The 14,542-nt window shown below is 28.2% G+C and carries 17 protein-coding genes; 13 read left to right on the top strand and 4 right to left on the bottom strand.

What is annotated here, in order from left to right; all coding sequences use genetic code 11:
- Positions 1–5: 5 nt before the first annotated feature.
- The 4 genes from FVE75_RS08695 (at position 6) to FVE75_RS08680 (ending at position 2,396) form a co-directional block, all read left to right on the top strand.
- Complete coding sequence (locus FVE75_RS08695; protein WP_172618813.1) at positions 6–488, top strand: septal ring lytic transglycosylase RlpA family protein; 483 nt, start codon at positions 6–8, stop codon at positions 486–488.
- 68 nt (positions 489–556) lie between these two features.
- Entirely contained in the window at positions 557–1,267 is a 711-nt protein-coding gene (fabG, locus tag FVE75_RS08690) for a 3-oxoacyl-ACP reductase FabG (protein WP_036070614.1), read from the top strand.
- Between the two features lie 21 nt (positions 1,268–1,288).
- The gene (locus FVE75_RS08685; protein WP_147006102.1) at positions 1,289–1,921 is read left to right on the top strand and encodes an RNase H1/viroplasmin domain-containing protein; all 633 of its coding nucleotides are present in this window, start codon (positions 1,289–1,291) and stop codon (positions 1,919–1,921) included.
- A 22-nt stretch (positions 1,922–1,943) separates the two neighbouring features.
- On the top strand, positions 1,944–2,396 hold the full coding sequence (locus FVE75_RS08680) for a hypothetical protein (RefSeq protein WP_147006101.1): 453 nt from the start codon (positions 1,944–1,946) through the stop codon (positions 2,394–2,396).
- A gap of 438 nt (positions 2,397–2,834) precedes the next feature.
- On the opposite strand, the gene FVE75_RS08675 is transcribed toward FVE75_RS08680, so the two are convergent.
- The 4 genes from FVE75_RS08675 to sppA form a co-directional block, all read right to left on the bottom strand.
- Positions 2,835–3,467, bottom strand: coding sequence for a thioredoxin family protein (locus FVE75_RS08675; RefSeq protein ID WP_147006100.1), 633 nt, complete (start codon positions 3,465–3,467; stop codon positions 2,835–2,837).
- A 53-nt stretch (positions 3,468–3,520) separates the two neighbouring features.
- The gene (gene ahpC, locus FVE75_RS08670) at positions 3,521–4,087 is read right to left on the bottom strand and encodes an alkyl hydroperoxide reductase subunit C (RefSeq protein ID WP_147006099.1); all 567 of its coding nucleotides are present in this window, start codon (positions 4,085–4,087) and stop codon (positions 3,521–3,523) included.
- 112 nt (positions 4,088–4,199) lie between these two features.
- Positions 4,200–5,057, bottom strand: a complete 858-nt coding sequence (locus FVE75_RS08665; RefSeq protein ID WP_147006098.1) for a YitT family protein — start codon at positions 5,055–5,057, stop codon at positions 4,200–4,202.
- Positions 5,058–5,193: 136 nt separating this feature from the next.
- A complete protein-coding gene (gene sppA, locus FVE75_RS08660) occupies positions 5,194–6,726 on the bottom strand; it encodes a signal peptide peptidase SppA (protein ID WP_232052519.1) in 1,533 nt (510 codons plus the stop codon).
- A 433-nt stretch (positions 6,727–7,159) separates the two neighbouring features.
- Between sppA and FVE75_RS08655 the strand changes: the two genes are divergently transcribed.
- From FVE75_RS08655 to FVE75_RS08610, 9 genes are all read left to right on the top strand, one after another.
- Complete coding sequence (locus tag FVE75_RS08655) at positions 7,160–7,435, top strand: ACT domain-containing protein (RefSeq protein WP_147006097.1); 276 nt, start codon at positions 7,160–7,162, stop codon at positions 7,433–7,435.
- A 51-nt stretch (positions 7,436–7,486) separates the two neighbouring features.
- Positions 7,487–8,851, top strand: a complete 1,365-nt coding sequence (locus FVE75_RS08650; protein WP_147006096.1) for a PFL family protein — start codon at positions 7,487–7,489, stop codon at positions 8,849–8,851.
- An 87-nt stretch (positions 8,852–8,938) separates the two neighbouring features.
- Entirely contained in the window at positions 8,939–9,877 is a 939-nt protein-coding gene (locus tag FVE75_RS08645) for a DUF3829 domain-containing protein (protein ID WP_147006095.1), read from the top strand.
- 170 nt (positions 9,878–10,047) lie between these two features.
- Positions 10,048–10,617: a precorrin-6Y C5,15-methyltransferase (decarboxylating) subunit CbiT gene (cbiT, locus tag FVE75_RS08640; RefSeq protein WP_147006094.1), complete on the top strand. Its 570-nt coding sequence runs from the start codon at positions 10,048–10,050 to the stop codon at positions 10,615–10,617.
- 131 nt (positions 10,618–10,748) lie between these two features.
- On the top strand, positions 10,749–11,108 hold the full coding sequence (locus FVE75_RS08635; protein ID WP_147006093.1) for a hypothetical protein: 360 nt from the start codon (positions 10,749–10,751) through the stop codon (positions 11,106–11,108).
- A gap of 137 nt (positions 11,109–11,245) precedes the next feature.
- Complete coding sequence (locus FVE75_RS08625; protein ID WP_147006091.1) at positions 11,246–11,845, top strand: hypothetical protein; 600 nt, start codon at positions 11,246–11,248, stop codon at positions 11,843–11,845.
- Positions 11,846–11,937: 92 nt separating this feature from the next.
- Entirely contained in the window at positions 11,938–12,885 is a 948-nt protein-coding gene (locus FVE75_RS08620; RefSeq protein WP_147006090.1) for a helix-turn-helix transcriptional regulator, read from the top strand.
- Positions 12,886–12,909: 24 nt separating this feature from the next.
- On the top strand, positions 12,910–13,332 hold the full coding sequence (locus FVE75_RS08615) for a hypothetical protein (RefSeq protein WP_232052518.1): 423 nt from the start codon (positions 12,910–12,912) through the stop codon (positions 13,330–13,332).
- 71 nt (positions 13,333–13,403) lie between these two features.
- Positions 13,404–14,441 carry a restriction endonuclease gene (locus tag FVE75_RS08610; RefSeq protein WP_147006089.1) on the top strand — a complete coding sequence of 346 codons (1,038 nt, stop codon included), beginning with the start codon at positions 13,404–13,406 and terminating at the stop codon, positions 14,439–14,441.
- Positions 14,442–14,542 lie beyond the last annotated feature (101 nt).

The raw sequence follows: 14,542 nt of genomic DNA, 5'->3' as shown, positions 1-14,542 counted from the left end.
AATTAATGAAAAAAATAGTTACTTTGTTTGCAGGTTTAGTAGTATCACTATCAATAATCGCAGAAACAAATACTAATAACAATATAATTTACATAAAGAACGAAATGATAAGAACTGTAGATAATGGTACTGACTTGTACGCTGCAAAATCAAACACTTCTACAAAAGAAAAAGCTTCAAATTCTGGAAGTTCTAAAAATTCACAAAGTGGAGTAGCTTCATATTATGGTAAAGGATTGCATGGAAGCAGAACAGCAAATGGAGAAAGACATAATAGAAATGAAATGGTAGCAGCACATAAATCTCTTCCATTTGGTACAAAGGTAAAAGTTACAAACTTGAGCAACGGAAAAGAAGTTGTGGTAAGAATAAACGATAGAGGACCTTTTATTAAGGGACGTGTAATTGATTTAAGTTATGGAGCTTTTTCAAAAATAGAAAATCCTGGAAAAGGAATTACAAAAGTAAAACTTGAAATTTTAAAATAATTACTTACTATTTAAAAATTTTTATATAATTCTAAATTAAAAGAAAATGAGGAAAGGTGGAAAATACATTGTTAAGCGGTAAAATTGCATTAATTACAGGTGGTTCAAGAGGAATTGGTAAGGAAATCGCACTAAAATTTGCAGAAAATGGAGCGACAGTAATTTCTGGAGATTTAATAGATCCTGATTACAGCCATGAAAATGTTTCACACGTTAAATTAAATGTTACTGATAGAGAAAATATAAAAGAGATTGCAAATGAAATCAAAGAAAAATATGGAAGATTGGATATTCTTGTAAATAATGCAGGAATTACAAGAGATTCATTACTTCAAAGAATGAAGGAAGCAGACTGGGATTTAGTAATTGATATTAACTTAAAAGGTGTCTACAATGTGATGCAAGGTTTTGTTTCTTTATTATTAAAGAGTAAAGCCTCAAGTGTAATAAATATGGCTTCTGTTGTAGGAGTTGATGGAAATGCCGGACAAACTAACTACGCAGCTACAAAAGGTGGAGTAATCGCTATGGCAAAAACTTGGGCAAAAGAATTCGGTAGAAAAAATCTTAGATCAAATGCAATTGCACCAGGATTTATCGAAACAAATATGACTCACGTATTACCTGAAAAAGTTGTAGAAACTGTACTTGCAAATACTCCGCTTAGAAAAATGGGAGATGCTGAAGATGTTGCAAATGCTGCATTGTATTTAGCAAGTGACATGTCTAAATTTGTTACAGGGCAAGTTTTAAGAGTTGATGGAGGATTAAATTTATAATTCAAATAAATTTATTAAAAAATGTCAAAAAATAAAAAATTCTATGCTTATTTCATTATAGATACAAATGAAAATGGAATACTTGAAAACTGGGCAGATTGTCAAAAAAAAGTAAGCGGTAAAAAAGTTCGTTATAAATCATTTAAAAATTTTTCTGAAGCACAAGAATGGCTAAATTCCGGAGCAAATTATGAAAAAAAAGAGAAAAGTGATTTGACGAAACTGTATTCTGAGCTAGAGCGTGAGGCAATTTATTTTGATGCAGGAACAGGACGTGGAAACGGTGTGGAAGTCAGATTGACTGATTTTGACGGTAATTCACTACTTTACAAAATTATGAACGAAAAAAATATCAATGAATTTGGAAATTATTATGTCGCTGACACCAGAACAAATAACTTTGGTGAATTAGTCGGTATTTACACAGCTTTTGTTTATGCCAAAAAATATGATACAAAGATAATTTGTGGAGATAGTTCTCTCGTTATTGAATATTGGTCAAAAGGGCGATATAATAATTCCAGTTTGGAAAATGATACAATTGAACTCATAAAAAAAGTTGCTTTAATGAGAAATGAATTTGAAAAAAAAGGTGGAATCGTAAAAAAAATCTCAGGAGATGTTAATCCCGCTGATTTAGGATTCCACAAATAATACTAAATAAAGGAGGCTTTTCATGAAAAAAATATTATTAATGGTAATGATGTTAACAATATCTGTAATTGGAACAGCAGCAAAGAAACCTATAAGTAAAACTTTTGAAGGTCAATATACAAAATCAACAAATACATTTACCTATGTAAAAGATAATTTGGTATTTCCAAATAAAGTAATTACTTACACAGTAAAAGATGATTCTGGGCTATTAGACCAAATTTATAACTTTATTAGTGAAAAATATGGAGTTACAGATACAGATATTATTGTTCTTAATGTTAATGGAACTATTTCTAATAAAACTGGGTTAGTAACTATAAAAAAGATAAATAATTATCAAGTTCCTGAAGATAGATTACATGCATCAGAATATGAAACACCAGCATCAACAAATTCTAGTAATAATGAGAATACTTCAAATGATGATGCTCCAAATTTAAACAATACAGGTAATCAAGAAACTGGAAATTAGTAATAAAAATAATAGAAACTTTTTTCAGAAGTAAAAATGAATTAAGTTTCTTTTTTTGTAATGAAAGAAAATCCATATTTTTAAGTATATCAATTCTATAGTAAAACTACTTTAAAACTAAACTCAAAAGGCTATGACTATTTTACTCAAACCCAAAATCAATATAATTTTTAGTAGTTTAATTTTAAATAGGTTTGAGTATAAATCTATTTAAATAACAAATTTATTACAAACTTTTCTAATAAAAAATACAAATCTAATATTTTCAATAATTAAAATATAATTTTTACTTTTTAAGCAAAATCTATTATAAACTAAAAAAGTACCTCTAAACTTTTTCGTTTTACAAGTTTAGAAGTACAAATTCTATTTTTTATTTCACAAGTTTTTTCTTAAAATATTTATTTTATTAGATAAATCAATTTTCACTTTATGTAATTAAGCATTAATAACAAGATTTATTAATTCCTCCATAGTTTTTGCACCAACTGATTTTTGTTCTCCATTTATAAATACAACTGGTACTGCTTGAATATCTTTTTCTTTTGCTTCTTCAAAGAATACAGCGCTATCAACCATAGTTGTTGTAATGTTTTTATTATTTGTTGAAATTAAATTTAAAGCTTGAACAACATCTGGACAATGTGTACAAGACAATGAAATAAATGTTTCGATATTTACAGGTTTATTGATCGATTCAACTTTTGAAAGCTGCTCTCCTTCCAGCTTTTTACCTAATCCTGCAAGTCCTAGAATCGCTAGAATAAAACTGTTAAATTCATGTCCCCCAGGAATTCCTGAAAAATTAATTCCAGTATTTTCTCCATCTTTTAAAATTGTAAAAGATATTGGACGTGTAATATTTGCTTTTTCTAAATCAGCCTTATCATTTTCAAATGATTTTTTTATATAATTTACTTTTTCAGAAATTACATCAACTTCCTTTAAGAAGCTGTCTAGTTCGTTTGATTTTTCACTATCGTCAAGAAATGATACTAATTCAATATTTCCGTTAATGTTGTCAAAATAACCTTTTAACTGTTCTACAATATTGCTATCCAGTAAAGCCATATTTTCTCCTTTCTAAATAGTTCATTCTATAAATTTACAAAACCTAAAAACTATTAAATTTTACCTACTAAGTCTAATCCTGGTTTTAATGTAGCTTCTCCTTCTTTCCATTTTGCAGGACAAACTAATCCTGGATTATCAGCAACAAATTTTGCAGCTTTCGCTCTTCTTACTAATTCTGAGGCATCTCTTCCGATTCCTTCATCATTTACTTCGTAAGCAACGATTTTTCCTTCAGGATTTATAACAAATGTTCCTCTGTAAGCTAATCCAGTTTCTTCATTTAATACTTCAAATTCTCTTGAGATAGCTTTTGTAGGATCTCCAATCATTGTATATTTTACTTTTCCAATTGCTTCAGAATGGTCATGCCATGCTTTGTGAGTAAAGTGAGTATCTGTACTTACTGAATAAACATTAAATCCTAATTTTTCCAATTCTTCCCTGTGATCTTCTAAATCTTCCAATTCTGTAGGACATACGAATGTAAAATCAGCTGGATAGAAGACTACAACATTCCATTTTCCTAAAAAATCCTTTTCAAAGTTAACTTCTCTAAATTCTTCATTTTGATAAGCTTGAGCTGTAAAATTTTCGATTTTTTTTCCAATTAAAGACATAATTCCTCCTAATTTAATAATATTATTATTTTTAATTTGAAATGATTACAAATATTTCTTGATTACATTATATCATAAAAAAACATTTTGTCAAATAAATTTTTTAATAAAGTTAATGCAGTTGATCAAATCCTTCCCCAAAGACTTTTGTAGTGTCTGTAACTGTAACAAAAGCAGAAGGATCATGTTCTTTTAAAAATTTTCTTAATTGTATAAACTGTCTTCTTTCAATAATCGTTATTAAAATGTCTTTTTCTGTTCCAGAGAAACCTCCAACACCTTTAAGAACAGTGCAACCTCTGTCAAAGTCCTTTAGAATATAGTTTAGGACAACATCTTTATTAGATGTAATAATCATAATCTGTTTACGTGAATTAAATCCTTCAATGAATTTATCGGTAATAAAACCAGTTATGTAGACACTTAAAAGCCCAACAAGTCCAAGTTCTATCCCAAATGCGAAAATTGCTAACAGAGTAACAATGGCATCAACGATAAAACTAGACATTCCATAGCCAATATGACAATATTTGTTAACAATTCTAGCAATTATTGAAGTACCTCCAGTAGAAGACTCGTATAAGTAGATGATAGTTACTCCCAAAGCACAAATAGTGCTTCCAAATACAGTAGCTAAAAATATATCCTTTGTAAGAGTATAATTTGGATAAAATTTTTCAAAAAGAGAAAGAAAAACAGATAAAAGTACAGTTGCATAAATGCTTTTAAATCCAAATTGCCCACTAATTACGATAAAGGCTAAAGTAAATAGGATTAGATTGCTAATGGCTACAAAAAGTCCTGTAGAAAATCCAAATATGCTGTTTACGACTAGTGCCAATCCAGTTACGCCTCCACTGGCTATTTTGTTTGGGAAAAAGAAAAATTGGAGTCCAATTGCAAGAATAAGAGTACCTAGTCCAATTAAAAAATATTCTTTAATCAATTTGAAAATTGTCTTTTTATTCATATAATATCCTCACTAAAAATATTTACGTTAATTTAGGATAACGTATAATCCTGTATTTTTTAGATATAAAAAGCGAAGTTTCAAAAAGCATTTATTTATAAATGTTCTCATTTTTCACTTCGCTTAAATTTATTTATTAATATAAATCCAGTTTATATGTTAAATAATAAAGTGGTTTATTTTGATTTTGTACTGCAAAGTCGTATTCGCTAAATGCTTTTTTTGCTTGAGGCATACTTTTTTGTAACTGTGCCGATAAACTGAATTTTTCTGTAATCATATTTGTAAGAGATCTTAGTTTCTTTGAAAAATCTTCTTCCAGATAAATATTTTCTACAGCATAATTTTGTCGTAATCCTAAATCTTTTGCCATTATTCTTATAACTTCATCAAGACTCGCAATTCCATCAACTAAATTTATATTTTTTGCTTCATCTCCAAGCCATATCTTACCTTGTGCATAGTTTTCAAGAGTATTTTCATCAATTTTACGATTTTTAGAAACACGTGATTTGAATTCTTTGTATGTTTCTTCCATTGATTGAGTAATTTTAGCACGAGATTCTTCAGATAGCGGAGCAAAAGTGTCATTGATATCAGAATATTTTCCTTTTGAGACTGAATTTGAATGAACTCCGTATTTATTCTGTGCATTGTAAAGTTTTGGAATCATTGAAACTACTCCAATTGATCCTGTAATTGTGGCATTATTTGCAAAAACTTTATTTCCAGCCATTGAGATATAGTAGCCACCAGAAGCTGCAGTATCAGACATTGAAACATAAATAGGAATATTTAGTTTTGTCAGTTCTTGATAAATTACTTCTGAAGCAAGAGCTGAACCCCCGCCTGAATTTACACGAAGCACAATTCCTCTTAAATTTTTAGTTTTCATAGCTTTTTCAACTTTTTCGAGAATATTATCAGGTGTTATAACTCCTTCTGTAACTCCATTTGGATCGTATAGAATTGAACCTTCAGCATAAATTACAGCAATAGTTCCATTTCTAGGATTTCCAATATTTTGATCTTTTACCCTTTTTTCGTAATAGTCAGTAATATCTGCTACATTATCTTCACGGATATTTAAACGCTTTGTAAAATCAGAAAAATGTTCCAGTTTATCAACTAGGTTTTTATCACGGGCTGCAAATGGTGTCAAGCTCGTATCAGTTCCATTTACAATATCATTGTTTAGTGCATTTTTATCAATCTTACGATTCTTGGAAATATCAGTGATGAACTTATCATATCTGTTTTCTAGTATTCTTGTAAGTTCTGAACGTAATTCAGGAGTCATTTCATTTCCAGTATAATTTTCACCATAAGACTTGTAGTTTCCGATACGCACAACTTCCATATTTACTCCTAATTTATCAAACAATCCTTTATAGTAAATATCTGAATAATGATAACCAGTTAAATCCAAGCTGGCAGAAGTGGAAGGAACCATTATAACTTCATTTGCAATGGCGGCTAGCTTGTAGTTAGCGTTTGTAATATAAGCTCCAAAAGCATATATTTTTTTGTTGTTTGCCTTTAATTCCTCAAATTTTTTCGAAAGTTCTTCAATTTTTGAAGATGATAAGTTTATTGTATCTAAGGAAATAATGATACCTTTTACCTGCCTGTTATTTTTTATGTCGTCTAAGCTCTGAAGGATATCCATATAAGATAGATTCTCTCTTTCTGAAAAAATGTCTGAACCTATGATTTTGTCTTCATTGGCATCAGAAACATTAAAAAGTATATACTCATAACTTTTTTTGCGTTTTCCTTTTTAGCTTTTGAATTAAAAATAGCAATAGCTGAAATTCCAATAATGATAGTTATAAATATTAATAATGAAAGCTTCAGAAAAATGAATATATTTCTTTTAATGTGTATATCAAAGCTCTTTTGAAAAAATTCCAAAATTTCATTTTTTATTTTCCTCCTTAAGTAGTTTTATATATTTTAAATTTTTTCTATAAATATGACAAATTATATCACTTTAAGTAATAAATAGCAATTAAATTTTCTACTTGCTAAATACCTAAATTTATGCGATAATTTAGCATATTTAAAAATAATTTAAATTTTGTGAAGATGGAGGTATGAAGATGAGCGATAGAATAGTTATTACAGTTATTGGAGCAGATAAATCGGGAATTGTTGCGAATGTGTCGGCAAAGTTAAGTGAACTTAATTTGAATATTATAGACATAACTCAAAAAGTGTTTGAAAATGATATTTTTGCGATGATTATGCTTGTGGAAGCTCCTAAAAATACAGATATAAAAGGATTGCAGGAAGAGTTTAAGGCGGTTGAGGAAAAGATTGGAGTAAGAGTTTACTTGCAGCATGAAAATATTTTCAAGGCGATGCACAGAATATAAATTTTCAGAATTTTTCGAGAGCAATTATTATAAGAAATTTAGGAGGGAAAAATGAATTTATTACCTGATGAGATACTGGAAACGATAGATATGGTAGAAATGCAGCACCTTGATGTGAGAACCGTCACAATGGGAATAAGCCTGCTTGACTGCATTGATGCAGATGCCGAAAAAACAGCAGGAAATATTTATAACAAAATTACGGAAAATGGAAAAGATTTGGTAAAAATCGCTGATGAAGTAGCAAGCAAATATAATATGCCAATTATTAACAAAAGAGTTTCAGTTACTCCAATTTCAATAATTGGAAATGCAACTAATGCCGAAGATTACACAATTTTTGCAAAAGCACTCGATAGAGCGGCAAAAACAATAGGAATTGACTTTATTGGAGGATTTTCGGCACTTGTGGACAAAGGTTTTACAAAAGGTGATGTTAAGCTTATAAACAGTATTCCGAAAGCACTTTCTGAAACAGACAGAGTTTGCTCTTCTGTAAATGTAGGTTCTACAAAGTCAGGAATCAACTTGGATGCTGTAAAAATGATGGGAAAAACTGTAAAGGAACTGGCTGAACTTTCCAAAGATAAAGATGGACTGGCAGCTGCAAAATTTGTCGTATTTACAAATGCTGTTCCTGATAATCCATTTATGGCAGGTGCATTTCATGGGGTAGAAAATCCAGATGTTGTGCTAAACGTTGGAATTAGTGGTCCAGGGGTTGTAAGACACACACTTGCTAACATTTCAAAAACGGCAAAAATTGATGAAATAACAGAAGCAATAAAAAAAGTAAGTTTTAAAATCACAAGAATGGGAGAATTAATTGGAAAAGAAGTTGCTGAAAGACTTGGGGTTGAATTTGGAATAATTGACTTGTCACTTGCACCAACTCCAGCAGTAGGCGATAGTGTTGGAAATGTATTGGAGGAATTTGGACTGGAAGCAGTCGGAGCTTATGGAACAACACTTGCACTTGCAATATTGAATGACGCTGTAAAAAAAGGTGGAGCAATGGCTGCAACTCGTGTCGGAGGCTTAACAGGGGCATTTATCCCAGTAAGTGAAGATCAGGGAATGATAGAAGCTACAAGCAAAGGTTATTTAACACTTGAAAAACTAGAGGCAATGACTTGTGTATGTTCTGTCGGACTTGATATGATAGCTATTCCAGGTGATACCTCTGAAGCTGTAATTTCTGGAATAATAGCAGATGAAATGGCAATTGGAATGGTAAACAGCAAAACTACTGCAGTCCGAATAATCCCAGTTCCTGGAAAAAAAGCTGGCGATAGAGTAGTGTTTGGAGGACTTCTAGGAGAAGCAGATATTATAAATATAAATAATTTAGATTGCTCTGTGCTAATTAATCGTGGTGGAAAAGTAGCTCCCCCAATTCAGGCGTTGAAAAATTAATTTACTAAAATTTAATTATAAATACTGTTAATCATTATAAAATATACGAGGAATAAATTTTATAAAAATGAAAGGATAATCTTTATTATGAAAAAAACAAAATTTTTACTAGTATTAATTTTTTTAGGCTTAATTATAAGTTGTGGGAAAAAAGACAGCAATAAAGAAAATCTTCAAAAATCAGTTATAAGTTCCAAAGGAAAAAAATCTAAAAAAGAAATTCAAGAAAAAAACAGTTATATAAAAAAATACAAGCAATATGTAACTTTATCCAATAAAATCCATGATGTCAATAAACAGATAACTTCTTATTTTCAAGATGCAGGAGAAAATGAAAAATTAAGTAGAAATGAGATTCCTGGGAGTGGTTTTAGCCTCTTTACTCCTGATATTTTACCAAATTTAAAAAATACAATTGCTAAAACTCCTAAAATTGAAGGACTTGATGAAAAAGCACAAAGATTATTAACTGCTTTAGAAAAAATGAAGCCTTTAACAGATCAAATACAGTATTATTATTTTAATGATAAAAAATATCTTGATGATAACTATAAACAGGGAAAAGAAATTCATAAGCAAATATCTGCTGTTTATCCTGAATATAAAAAATCTTTGGAAGATTTTGATACAGAAATGGGAAATATACAAAAAGCTTCTGTACAGGAATATTTACAAGAATTTGAGAAAAAAGGATACTTCATTCAATATAATGCTGTTTTAATAATGTCTTTGGGTGAAGAAATACTTACTGAATACAGCAGGCAAAAATTATATGCTGGAAATGTTATAGAAGCAGATATTAGTAAAATTAAGCCTTTATATGAAAAACTTGAAAAAGCCCTTTCAGATTTTAAAAAGTTTTCTACAGATAAAAATCAGATAGAAAAAGAAGGATTTGCTTTTAAAGCAAGTGGCGGAGATATTTTCAGATTTACAAATATGTCAGATAATTTTACTGGAACTGTGAGAATTTTAATAAAGAGAGTTAATGAAAAAATAGAATTAGAGATTATGATGGCAGGCTGAACTATGATCAAACTGTAGGAACTCCTGAAAATGCTAATTATATTTTTAAGATTTTAATAAATAGTTATAATCAGTTGATGAAGCGATGATTTATCATAATCATTTTTAAATAAACTATTGTATTTTAGCAGTAGTTACAATATATTTACTTAATTTTAAGGAGTGATAAAATGTATCATATAAAAGATGAAGAATTTTTAAGAGGAAAAGTTCCTATGACAAAAGAGGAGATTCGTTTTGTAAGTCTTGGGAAAATGGAGATGAAAGATGATGATATTTGTCTTGACATTGGTGGCGGAACTGGTTCTGTGAGTATGGAAATGGCAAGATTTGCACGAAACGGAAAAGTTTTTGTAATTGAGAGAAATGATGAGGCAGTTGAGCTGATTCATAAAAATAAAGAAAAATTTGGATTAGAAAATCTTAATATAATAAAAGGAATGGCTCCAGATGGACTGAAAGACTTAAATACAAAGTTTAATAAAATTTTTATTGGAGGTTCTGCTGGAAATCTGGTGGAAATTATAAAATATTCTTATGATAATCTTGTTGAAGATGGAATTTTAGTACTAAACTTTATCGTACTGGAAAATATATCTACGGCAGTTGAGGAACTGAAAAAATATAATTTTAAAGATGTGGATATTTGTCAGATTATCGTAAGTAAAAATAGAAAAGTTAAGGATTTTAATATGATGATGGCAGAAAATCCAATTTATGTGATTACTGCGAAGAAATAATAAAAAAAATGATAATTTAAATTTGTGTAAAACTCTAAAATTTAGAGAATTACACAATTTTTTTTTAGATAGACAAAATATGTCCTTTATAAAAAGTATAATGTAAAAAATATTATAAGGAGACAATTATTATGAGCAATTTAAAATTAATTGAAAATGATGCTTTTTACAATACAAAATTTGATGATGATATTTTTTTATATTGGATGTTAAAATGGTTAAATGTTGATACAATGGGCAGTACTAACAAAATGGCTTTAAAAAACATGGCAAAAAAATTTATTGAGGAAATTTTGAAAGAGAAACTAGACACAGAAGATATTGAAATATGCTATTCCAGTTATGATATTCAGAATGAATATGAGCATTTTATTAATAGAATTCTAAATAAATATACACTTTTATTAATTGTAGATAGAAAGAAAAAGGACAAAAGAAAATATATATTTTTCAAATATTTTTGCTATGAAGAATTTATACCATATTTTTGAATGTACTCAAGAAGCAGTTCAATTATTTAAAATAAATGAAAATTTAGGAAATAATGAGACAGATAAAATAAAAATTGTATACTTTACTCCTGATAAAATTTCTAATTATGAAAAGAAGAAGCAGGAGAAAAATTATTATGTATGGTGGAGAAAGATTTTTAGAATTTTTAGAAACTTTTAAAAAAGAGATTGATGACAGTATTTTTGATAGTTATTATAATCAGCTCATGCGAGAAGTGAATGAAAAGAGTTATGGCTCTTTTAATATTTTATCATTATATCGTATTTTAGGGTGGCATTTTGATAAAAAAAGAGAAAATTATGGTATATATAGAAATTATGAATGTATAAAGTGGATAAAAGATGAATTTTTTGTAGAATGTGTATATAAAAAAAATAGAAATAGAGAATTTGATATACTGTTTGTGTTAAATTGGTTCCATCTTGATGAATTGCAAGAAGATATGTTTGAATCAATTCAATATGAATTAAAAAATATATTTCCAGATTTTCAAAAAATTTATTTGGAAGAAGTTGACTTAAAAGAGAAAGAAGTTCCGTTATTTTATTTAAAAGTAGATAAAGATGATTCGTTGAGTAAAATAAAGAAAACATTGGATGAAATAACAGAAAAAATAGAAAAATTTAATGAAGCGAGAGGTAGTTTAGATATAAAAGATGAATACAATAAATATATTAAAGATGAAAGGAAAAAAGGTGGTATTTGGTTTTGGTAAAAGATTAGAAAAGAAAATTTTGATTATTTGACAAAATAAGAAATAAAGTTATAATTAAAGCATAGAATAAAAAATGTACGAAAGGCTTGATTATGGCGGGAAAAAATCAAAATTCTGAAGAAAAATCAATTAGAATACTAAAAATAATAAAAAGGTTGTATCAGAAGGAAATATTAAATGGAACTGATTTAGCTAACGAATTTAATGTTGATATAAAAACAGTTCAAAGAGACATAGAAACTTTGAGAGCTTATTTTTTGGAAGAAAATGGAGCAGAAATAAAGTATTCCAAATCTAAAAAAGGATATTATCTTGAAGAAAATGGCGAAAATTCTTTTACTAATGAAGAGCTTTTAGCAATAAGTAAAATTATACTTGAAAGCAGGGCATTTAACGAAAAAGAAACTCAAACATTAATAAATAAGTTAATTAATCACTCATCAGGAAATGACAGAGAAACAATAAAAGGTCTTATCAATAGCGAAAAATCCAATTATATCCCTTTGCAGCACGGACAAAATCTGCTCACAGTTATCTGGAATTTAGCACAGCATATAAAAAATCAGGAATTAATACATATAAATTACACTACAAAAGATAAACAAAGTAAAAATTACAATATAAAGCCTTTGTCCATAATGTTTTCAGAGTATTATTTTTATTTAATTGCATACATCGAGAAAAAAGAAGAGTACCCTGCAATATTAAGGATTGATAGAATTACTGAAATCGAAAATACTGGCAAGAAATTTAAGATTTTGAATTATTCTAAAAAATTTAAAGATGGTGAATTTAGAAAATATATACATTTTATGCACTCAGGGCCTTTTACAAAAATAGAATTTAAATATAAAGGCTATATCGAGTATGTACTTGATAAATTTCCAACTGCAGAAATATTGGATAAAAAAATAGTTAAAGAAAACAATCGGGAAACTACAGTTTATACTGTAAAAATCGAAGTTTATGGAAGTTTTGGAGCAGAAATGTGGCTACGAAGTCAGGGAGATTATGTTATCGAATACAAAATTTTAAAATAAATTTATATAAAAAGGAAAAAATTTATGGAAAAAATACCAAAAATAAAAATTATAAGTTTAGGAGAAACAGGTCTAAGCACTATTGAAAAAGAAATAATTACACATGAAAATATAAGCATTATTACAATTAAAAATGACTACAAAGATTTAAAAATAAATTTTCAAGATACAGATGTAATTTTGATAATTTTAAACACATATTTTAAAAATGATAAAAATTTTAGCTTAGAAATAATCAGAAACACTGAAAAAAACGACATTTTTACTGGCATTTATGATATTGGAAATGGCTATACTGACCTATTTGATTCAAAAACAAACTTTATCATAAAATGCAAATCTGCCGAGGATTTAAAAAATGGAATCAACGGAATAACAAAAACTTTAACAGCAAGTGGGCATTTCTTTGGGGACTGCAAATACATCCAGAAAATGAAAATTTCATAAATATTATTGCTTACATTGTGGAAGATTCAGTTAAATAAATTGATTAATATTATAGAAAGAAGGGATTTAGAATGGGAAAGACACAAGAAAGAGAAAAACATTACTGGGGATACAGAATTGATGTAAAAAATCAGGATTTCTTTTTTAAGGAATTAGAACAAGGACGTTTACGACAAGGTTGGGGATATGCTGAAAACCAAAAATTGCCTGATACAACGGATAGTGGTGCTAGAAAAAATTTAAGTATGTATGATAATGTAAAAAAAGGAGACATACTACTAATACCTAGATTACCAGATTGGGGTAGTGTTGCTATAGCTGAAGCAATTGAAGATTGGAATAAAGGATATAAATTTGAAATTGATGATAAAAAGAAGGATTTTGGACATATTTTTCCTGCAGAGTACAGAGGATGTTTTAACAGACATGGAAAGGATGTTTCTGGAAATATACAAAGTACGTTAAAAGCAAGAAATAGATTTTGGAATATTAGCCGTTTTTCAGAGGATATTGAAAAAATTATAAAAAATTTAGAAGGAAATAGGGAATCAACAAGTGTTATTGAAAATATAAAAAATATTGTATCAGAGCAAGTAAAATCTTATTTTAATTTAAAAGAATGTTGTGACAAAATTGTTGATGAATATAATCAAAAATTTGTAGCTTCTCAGTGGGAAGAGGTATTAAAAGATATTTTAGAAAAAATCTATCCTGGATATAAAATTAAAAAAACGGGTGGTAGTAAAGAAGAAGAACATGGAACCGATGTTTTGGTAAATATACCTGGAATCTCAATTTCAGAAAGTTATAACATAGCTATACAAGTAAAACATTACAAAGGTAAGATTTCTGATGAAAACATTAATACAATTATAGATCAAGTAAAAAAAGCCGAAAAATATGGACGGGAAGAGGAAGAGGGTAAACTAATTGATAAAATTTTGGTTATAACTCCAGCTAAAAAAGAGGAAAATCCAAAATTAATTGAAGAATGCAAAAAAGAAGATATAAAAGTCATTTTTTCAGAAGAACTAAAAAAATTAATTTTTAAATCAATTATTGAAAGTATTGACTTAAAAGAAATTTTTGAAGAAATGTTGGGAGATTGATTATAAATGTTAAGTTTGTTAAAAAAGTATTTTACAATGTTAAATTCAAATTGATAATACATCTAGATATTTTTTGGATAAATTTGACATAAAATAATTTA

This window comes from Leptotrichia hongkongensis, from assembly GCF_007990635.1.
Lineage (GTDB): Bacteria > Fusobacteriota > Fusobacteriia > Fusobacteriales > Leptotrichiaceae > Leptotrichia > Leptotrichia hongkongensis.
This window is presented reverse-complemented; position numbering and strand designations above follow the sequence as displayed.

What these genes read in the sequence shown, in the direction of transcription:
- FVE75_RS08610 (WP_147006089.1), top strand. Translation starts at nt 13,404, where the DNA reads ATGGGAAAGACACAAGAAAGAGAAAAACATTACTGGGGATACAGAATT.
- FVE75_RS08675 (WP_147006100.1), bottom strand. Translation starts at nt 3,467, where the DNA reads ATGGCTTTACTGGATAGCAATATTGTAGAACAGTTAAAAGGTTATTTT.
- cbiT (WP_147006094.1), top strand. Translation starts at nt 10,048, where the DNA reads ATGTATCATATAAAAGATGAAGAATTTTTAAGAGGAAAAGTTCCTATG.
- sppA (WP_232052519.1), bottom strand. Translation starts at nt 6,726, where the DNA reads ATGGATATCCTTCAGAGCTTAGACGACATAAAAAATAACAGGCAGGTA.
- FVE75_RS08645 (WP_147006095.1), top strand. Translation starts at nt 8,939, where the DNA reads ATGAAAAAAACAAAATTTTTACTAGTATTAATTTTTTTAGGCTTAATT.
- FVE75_RS08685 (WP_147006102.1), top strand. Translation starts at nt 1,289, where the DNA reads ATGTCAAAAAATAAAAAATTCTATGCTTATTTCATTATAGATACAAAT.
- FVE75_RS08650 (WP_147006096.1), top strand. Translation starts at nt 7,487, where the DNA reads ATGAATTTATTACCTGATGAGATACTGGAAACGATAGATATGGTAGAA.
- FVE75_RS08625 (WP_147006091.1), top strand. Translation starts at nt 11,246, where the DNA reads ATGTATGGTGGAGAAAGATTTTTAGAATTTTTAGAAACTTTTAAAAAA.
- FVE75_RS08695 (WP_172618813.1), top strand. Translation starts at nt 6, where the DNA reads ATGAAAAAAATAGTTACTTTGTTTGCAGGTTTAGTAGTATCACTATCA.
- FVE75_RS08665 (WP_147006098.1), bottom strand. Translation starts at nt 5,057, where the DNA reads ATGAATAAAAAGACAATTTTCAAATTGATTAAAGAATATTTTTTAATT.
- ahpC (WP_147006099.1), bottom strand. Translation starts at nt 4,087, where the DNA reads ATGTCTTTAATTGGAAAAAAAATCGAAAATTTTACAGCTCAAGCTTAT.
- FVE75_RS08620 (WP_147006090.1), top strand. Translation starts at nt 11,938, where the DNA reads ATGGCGGGAAAAAATCAAAATTCTGAAGAAAAATCAATTAGAATACTA.
- FVE75_RS08615 (WP_232052518.1), top strand. Translation starts at nt 12,910, where the DNA reads ATGGAAAAAATACCAAAAATAAAAATTATAAGTTTAGGAGAAACAGGT.
- FVE75_RS08635 (WP_147006093.1), top strand. Translation starts at nt 10,749, where the DNA reads ATGAGCAATTTAAAATTAATTGAAAATGATGCTTTTTACAATACAAAA.
- FVE75_RS08655 (WP_147006097.1), top strand. Translation starts at nt 7,160, where the DNA reads ATGAGCGATAGAATAGTTATTACAGTTATTGGAGCAGATAAATCGGGA.
- FVE75_RS08680 (WP_147006101.1), top strand. Translation starts at nt 1,944, where the DNA reads ATGAAAAAAATATTATTAATGGTAATGATGTTAACAATATCTGTAATT.